Below are 6,334 nucleotides of genomic sequence, written 5' to 3' on the forward strand. Positions count from 1 at the left end.
AGAGAAGCCACGGGCGCGCGTCAACGTCGACGCACGCCAATTACACTAGCGAAAACAACAGCTTGTAAATATGGTGTAATAATACCGCGAAAAAGCCTTTTGATTTGGAATGGAATAGGTCGCCGTGACATGGGCGATCGGATCCGGGGAGGTCCCGGACAGCAGGTTCACCTCGCCGACCGCAAGCCGCTTGCCGAGCTTGAGCAGCTTGGCGACCGCAAGCACGTCCTGCCCCGGCTGGCCCTTGCGCAGGAAGTTGATGTTGAGGTTGGTGGTGACGGCAAGGCCGATCGGCCCGATCGCCGACAATAGCACCACGTACATCGCAAAATCCGCCAGCCCCATCAGGGTCGGTCCGGACACCGTGCCGCCCGGCCGCAGCATGCGCTCGCTGTAGCGCTGGCGCAGCAAGGCCGTCTCGCCGTCGGCGCTTTCGATCCTGATGTCGTCGTGGGTGAATGCCTGCGGAAATTCCTTGCGCAGGAACTCCTCCAGATCAGCCACGCTCATTTTCGCAATCGCCATGCGGTCCCTGCCCTCGCTTCAGCCTGCCTGTTACATTAAGTTGTCATACAGACCAAAGTGGAATTTTCGCTATGTCCGCCCAAGCCGCCCGCGCGGAAGCGCCGCAACACCAGCCGATCCTGCTGCGCGAGACCGTTGGCAGTATCGCGCTACTGACGCTCAATCGCCCCGTGGCGCGCAACAGCCTCTCCGAGGGCCTGATCGGCGAGTTGCACGCTGCGCTGAACGATATCGGCGCTGACAAGAGCATCCGCGCAGTCGTGCTCGCCGCCAACGGCCCTGCCTTCTGCGCCGGCCACGACCTCAAGGAGCTCACCGCGCGCCGCACCGACGCCGACCGCGGCCGCGCCTATTTCGCGCAGATCATGAACGCCTGCAGCGCGATGATGCAGGCGATCGTGCACCTGCCGAAGCCGGTAGTGGCGTCCGTCCAGGGCATCGCGACCGCAGCGGGCTGCCAGCTCGTCGCGAGCTGCGACCTCGCGGTCGCCTCCGAAGCGGCGGCGTTTGCGACGCCGGGCGTCGACATCGGGCTGTTCTGCTCGACGCCGATGGTGGCGCTGTCGCGCAACGTGCCGCGCAAGCAGGCGATGGAGATGCTGCTGACCGGTGAACCCGTCTCCGCAGCAACGGCGCAGAGCATCGGCCTCGTCAACCGCGTGGTGCCGGCAGGCACCGAACGCGACGCCGCGATCGCGCTGGCCGAGAAGGTCGCGCTGAAATCGGCCTACACCGTCAAGCTCGGCAAGGAGGCGTTCTATCGCCAGGCCGAGATGAGCCTCACTGAGGCCTATCGGTTCGCGGCCGAGGTAATGACCGAGAACATGATGGCGCGCGACGCCGAGGAAGGCATCGGCGCCTTCATCGAGAAGCGCGACCCGAAGTGGCAGGACAAATAACCTTCGTCATTGCGGGCGGAGCGAAGCAATTCACCTTTCCATGCGACGATAGAACGGATTGCTTCGTCGCTACGCTCCTCGCAATGACGTCACCGGACAATTGATCAGAAATGAACCACGACGCCTACGACGACAACTACATCCGCAGCATCCTGAACAACGTGAAATCGATCGCGATGGTCGGCGCCTCGCCGGTCAATGTGCGGCCGAGCTACTTCGCGTTCAAATATCTGGCGCAGCGCGGCTACGACATGATCCCGGTCAACCCCGGCCATGTCGGCAAGGCGCTGATGGGCAAGCCGTTCGTCGCATCGCTGGCGGATATCGATCGCCCGATCGACACGATCGACATCTTCCGCAATTCGAGCCACATCATGCCGGTCGTCGACGAGGCGCTGAAATTGTCGCCGCTGCCGAAGGTGATCTGGATGCAGCTTGGCGCACGCGACGATGCCGCGGCCGAGAAGGCGGAAGCCGCGGGCCTCAAGGTGGTGATGAACCGCTGCCCGAAGATCGAGTATGGCCGGCTGTCGTCGGAGATCTCCTGGATGGGCGTCAATTCGCGCACGCTAAGCTCCAAGCGCGCGCCGATCCCGACGCAGGGCATGCGGCTGTCGCTCAACCGCACGAGCTTTGGCGGCGGCCAGACTGCGGCATCCGACCGCGCGGCGAAAAACAAGACCGAGACGACCTGACGTCGCATCGGAATAATCGCTCCGATCGTCCGGTATAGCCCGGGATGCCCCTCCCAACACTGGCGGCGTGCCATCTCGCTTGACGGCGAGCGTCGCCGCCATCAGCATGCCGCGCGTTTCGACCAGGCCACAACAGGACACAAAGAATGACCGATCGCCTTCCGGGATTTTCCACCCTCGCCGTGCACGCCGGCGCACAGCCTGATCCCACCACCGGCGCGCGGGCGACGCCGATCTACCAAACCACGTCATTCGTCTTCAACGATGCCGACCATGCGGCTTCGCTGTTCGGCCTGCAGGCCTTCGGCAACATCTATACCCGCATCGGCAACCCGACCAACGCCGTGCTCGAGGAACGCGTCGCAGCGCTCGAGGGCGGCACCGCGGCGCTCGCCGTCGCCTCCGGCCACGCCGCGCAGCTCGTCGTGCTGCAGCAGCTGTTGAGGCCCGGCGACGAGATTATTGCCGCGCGCAAGCTCTATGGCGGCTCGATCAACCAGTTCACCCACGCCTTCAAGGCGTTCGGCTGGAACGTGGCCTGGGCCGATCCCGACGACGTCGCAAGCTTCGATCAGGCGGTGACGCCGCACACCAAGGCGATCTTCATCGAGTCGATTGCCAATCCGGCCGGCAGCGTCACCGATATCGAGGCGATCGCAGCCGTCGCGCGCAAGGCCGGCGTGCCGCTGATCGTCGACAACACGCTGGCCTCGCCGTACCTGATCAAGCCGATCGACCATGGTGCTGATATCGTTGTGCACTCCCTGACCAAGTTCCTCGGCGGTCACGGCAACTCGCTCGGCGGCATCATCGTCGACGCCGGCACTTTCGACTGGTCGAAGGACAACAAATATCCGATGCTGAGCGAACCGCGCCCGGAATATCACGGCATCCGGATCCAGGAGACTTTTGGCAATTTCGCCTTCGCGATCGCCTGCCGCGTGCTCGGGCTGCGCGACCTCGGTCCCGCGCTGTCGCCGTTCAACGCCTTCATGATCCTGACCGGCATCGAGACGCTGCCGCTGCGCATGCAGAAGCACTGCGACAATGCCAAGGCGGTGGCGGAATTCCTCTCCACCCACCCCGCCGTGTCAGCCGTGAACTATGCCGGTCTGCCCGGCGACAGGTACAACGCGCTGCAGCGCAAATACGCGCCGAAGGGCGCCGGTGCGGTGTTCACCTTTAGCCTCAAGGGCGGTTACGACGCGGGCGTCAATCTGGTGTCGAACCTGAAGCTGTTCTCGCATCTCGCCAATGTCGGCGACACCCGCTCGCTGGTGATCCACCCGGCCTCCACCACCCACAGCCAGCTCGACGACGCCGCCAAAGTGAAGTCCGGCGCGGCGCCCGAGGTGGTGCGGCTGTCGATCGGCATCGAGGACAAGGAAGACCTGATCGCGGACCTCGACCAGGCCCTTCGCGCCTGATCCCGCCATTGTTCCGGGGCGGTGCGCCCGCATCGCTCCGGCAATCTTGCCCGAAACGACCGTCACATTAACGCTTAATACCGACGGGTCTCTCGTTAACGCTCAATCCGGCATAAAGTGGCAGTGATAGGCTCCGGATGATTCGGGAGACCATTGATGCTGCGCTCGATATTGCCGCTCGCGATCGCGCTGCTTGCGATTTCGCCTGCTGACGCCGCCGACGGCCCTGTCGTCACCAAACGCGCCACCGTCAGGGCCGCGCGCCAGCTGCCGGCCGGCCTGCCACGTCGGCACTACGCCTACCGCACCACCATCACACAGCCGACCTATGTGCGGCGCGGACGCCAGCTCGTGGTCGTCGAGCCCAAGGTGATCCCGCTCAATTCAGAGCCGTACATCCCGATCGTGCGGGGCGAGCCGCTGCTGCCGGGATCGTCGTCGCTGCCCGGCTATTACGGCAACGCGCGTTCCTACAGCTATCTCGGTCCCTATTACGGCGGCGCCTATGTCGACTACTGGGATCGCCTGCCCTACGCCTGCGGCGTCTACGGCTACTGCTAGCCCGGGACGAGCGCGTGGCCAGATCGCCGCAGAAGAAAACCAGCGCACCGGCTTCGGGCAACGCGGTGACCGCCGACCTCGTCGCGGTGCTGGTCGCCGTGACCGACGGCACGCCGAAGATCATGACCATCGCCGGCGGCTCCGCGCTGCCGAGCGGCCCGTTCGAGTTCACCCACCGTTCGCTGCAGACCGCGCTGCGCGCCTGGGTCGAGGCGCAGACCGGCCATCCGCTCGGCTATGTCGAGCAGCTCTACACCTTTGCCGACCGCGGCCGGTCCGGCGACGCCAGGACGCCGCATAGCGTCTCGATCAGCTATCTCGGCCTGACCCGCGAGGACCAGGTCGGCGAAGGCTTTGAGGCGCATTGGTCCGGCTGGTACGACTATTTCCCCTGGGAGGATCATCGCGCCGGCACGCCGGTCTGCCTTGCGAAGATGATCGCGCCGAAGCTGAAGACGTGGGCGAAGGCGGCCCCGTCACCAACGCTGCAGCGCGAGCGCTGGCAGCGCTGCGCGATCACCTTCGGCCTCGAGGATCGTGGCTGGAACGAAGAACTGGTGTTGCAGCGCTACGAGCTGCTGTACGAGGCGTTGCTGATCCCGGAAGCCGGGCGCGCGCATGACCGCGAGGCGCCGATCGTGCCGGGCAAGCCGATGACGGCGGATCATCGCCGCATCCTCGCGACCGGAATCGCGCGGCTGCGCGCCAAGATCAAATACCGTCCGGTGGTATTCGAATTGATGCCGGCCGAATTCACCCTGCTGCAACTGCAACGCAGTGTTGAAGCCCTCGCAGGCCGGCTGGTCCACAAGCAGAACTTCCGCCGGCTCATGGAGCAGCAGGAACTTGTTGAAGAGACTGGCGCAATGGCCGCCGATACCGTCGGACGGCCGGCCAAGCTGTTCCGCTTCCGCCATGCCGTCTTGGCCGAACGGGCCGTCGTCGGCACCAAGCTTCCGCTTTCGCGCACTTGACACGCCTTATGCTCAGGATAAGTATAAGCCATCTTATGCTCAAGGAGAGTATAAATGGTTGCACTCGATACCGATCTGCTCACCCGCACCGCGCCGCTCTATGAGCGCGTCAAGCGCGTCATCCCACCGTTCGAATGGGCCACTTTCGCCGAGGACGTCGATGCGATCCTCGAACTGAAACGCCGCCGCAACGCGGTGGTGCTGGCACACAACTACCAGACGCCGGAGATCTTCCACGGCGTCGCCGATATCGTCGGCGACAGTCTCTTGCTCGCGCGTGAAGCGACCAAGGTCGACGCCGACATCATCGTGCTCGCCGGCGTGCACTTCATGGCCGAGACGGCGAAGCTGTTGAACCCGGCCAAGACCGTGTTGATCCCCGACCTCAAGGCCGGTTGCTCGCTGGCGGATTCCATCACGGCACAGGACGTGCGGCTGATGCGCGCGCGCTACCCGGACGCGCCTGTTATCGCCTATGTCAACACCTCGACCGCGGTGAAGGCGGAGTCCGATATCTGCTGCACGTCGGGCAATGCGCTCAAGGTGGTGGAATCGCTCGGTGCCGAGCGCGTGATCATGCTGCCGGATGAATATCTCGCGCAGAACATCGCCAAGCAGACCAGCAAGAAGATCATCGCCTGGAAGGGCCATTGCGAGGTGCACGAGTTGTTCACCGCCGACGACGTGCGCCAGCTGCGTGAAAATTATCCCGACGTCACCATCCTGGCGCATCCGGAATGCCCGCCCGAGGTCGTCGCCGAAGCGGACTTTTCGGGGTCGACGGCTGCCATGCAGTCGTTCGTCGAGACCAAACGTCCGCCGCGCGTCGTGCTGCTGACGGAATGTTCGATGAGCGACAACATCGCGGCCCGCAATCCCGATGTCGACTTCGTCCGCCCCTGCAATCTCTGTCCGCACATGAAGCGGATCACGCTGAAGAACATCCGCCACGCGCTGGAGACCAATCAGCACGAGGTCACGATCGATCCCGCGATCGCCGATCGCGCACGCAGGAGCGTCGAAAGGATGCTGGCAATATGAGGACCGATATCTCCGATCTCAACGGCCGTCCGGTGATCATCGGCGGCGGCGCCGCGGGGCTGATGACGGCGCTTCAACTCGCGCCCGAGCCGGTCGTGCTGCTGTCGAAATCGCCGCTCGGCGCGGAAGCCTCCAGCATGTGGGCGCAGGGTGGCCTGGCGGCACCGGTCGGCGCGGATGACACCCCTGCTCTCCATCTCGCCGATACGCTT

At 64.4% G+C, this 6,334-nt stretch carries 8 protein-coding genes; 7 read left to right on the forward strand and 1 reads right to left on the reverse strand.

Annotation, left to right across the window (positions count from 1 at the left end; all coding sequences use genetic code 11):
* Positions 1-45: 45 nt before the first annotated feature.
* Positions 46-525 carry a PaaI family thioesterase gene (locus tag H8B02_RS22755; protein WP_229168350.1) on the reverse strand — a complete coding sequence of 160 codons (480 nt, stop codon included), beginning with the start codon at positions 523-525 and terminating at the stop codon, positions 46-48.
* Positions 526-596: 71 nt separating this feature from the next.
* Between H8B02_RS22755 and H8B02_RS22760 the strand changes: the two genes are divergently transcribed.
* The 7 genes from H8B02_RS22760 to H8B02_RS22790 all read left to right on the forward strand — a co-directional run.
* Complete coding sequence (locus H8B02_RS22760; protein WP_229168351.1) at positions 597-1,424, forward strand: enoyl-CoA hydratase; 828 nt, start codon at positions 597-599, stop codon at positions 1,422-1,424.
* A 110-nt stretch (positions 1,425-1,534) separates the two neighbouring features.
* Complete coding sequence (locus H8B02_RS22765) at positions 1,535-2,119, forward strand: CoA-binding protein (RefSeq protein WP_229168352.1); 585 nt, start codon at positions 1,535-1,537, stop codon at positions 2,117-2,119.
* 146 nt (positions 2,120-2,265) lie between these two features.
* Entirely contained in the window at positions 2,266-3,546 is a 1,281-nt protein-coding gene (locus H8B02_RS22770; RefSeq protein WP_229168353.1) for an O-acetylhomoserine aminocarboxypropyltransferase, read from the forward strand.
* Between the two features lie 156 nt (positions 3,547-3,702).
* Positions 3,703-4,107 carry a hypothetical protein gene (locus tag H8B02_RS22775; RefSeq protein ID WP_229168354.1) on the forward strand — a complete coding sequence of 135 codons (405 nt, stop codon included), beginning with the start codon at positions 3,703-3,705 and terminating at the stop codon, positions 4,105-4,107.
* A 14-nt stretch (positions 4,108-4,121) separates the two neighbouring features.
* Positions 4,122-5,081 (forward strand): NUDIX hydrolase, encoded by a 960-nt coding sequence (locus H8B02_RS22780; RefSeq protein WP_229168355.1) that lies wholly within the window; start codon positions 4,122-4,124, stop codon positions 5,079-5,081.
* 54 nt (positions 5,082-5,135) lie between these two features.
* Positions 5,136-6,122 (forward strand): quinolinate synthase NadA, encoded by a 987-nt coding sequence (gene nadA, locus H8B02_RS22785; RefSeq protein WP_229168356.1) that lies wholly within the window; start codon positions 5,136-5,138, stop codon positions 6,120-6,122.
* Positions 6,119-6,334: FAD-dependent oxidoreductase (locus H8B02_RS22790; RefSeq protein WP_229168357.1), on the forward strand; the 216-nt coding region annotated here is incomplete at its 3' end. The genes nadA and H8B02_RS22790, both read left to right, overlap by 4 nt.

Source organism: Bradyrhizobium altum (genome assembly GCF_020889705.1).
Lineage (GTDB): Bacteria > Pseudomonadota > Alphaproteobacteria > Rhizobiales > Xanthobacteraceae > Bradyrhizobium > Bradyrhizobium altum.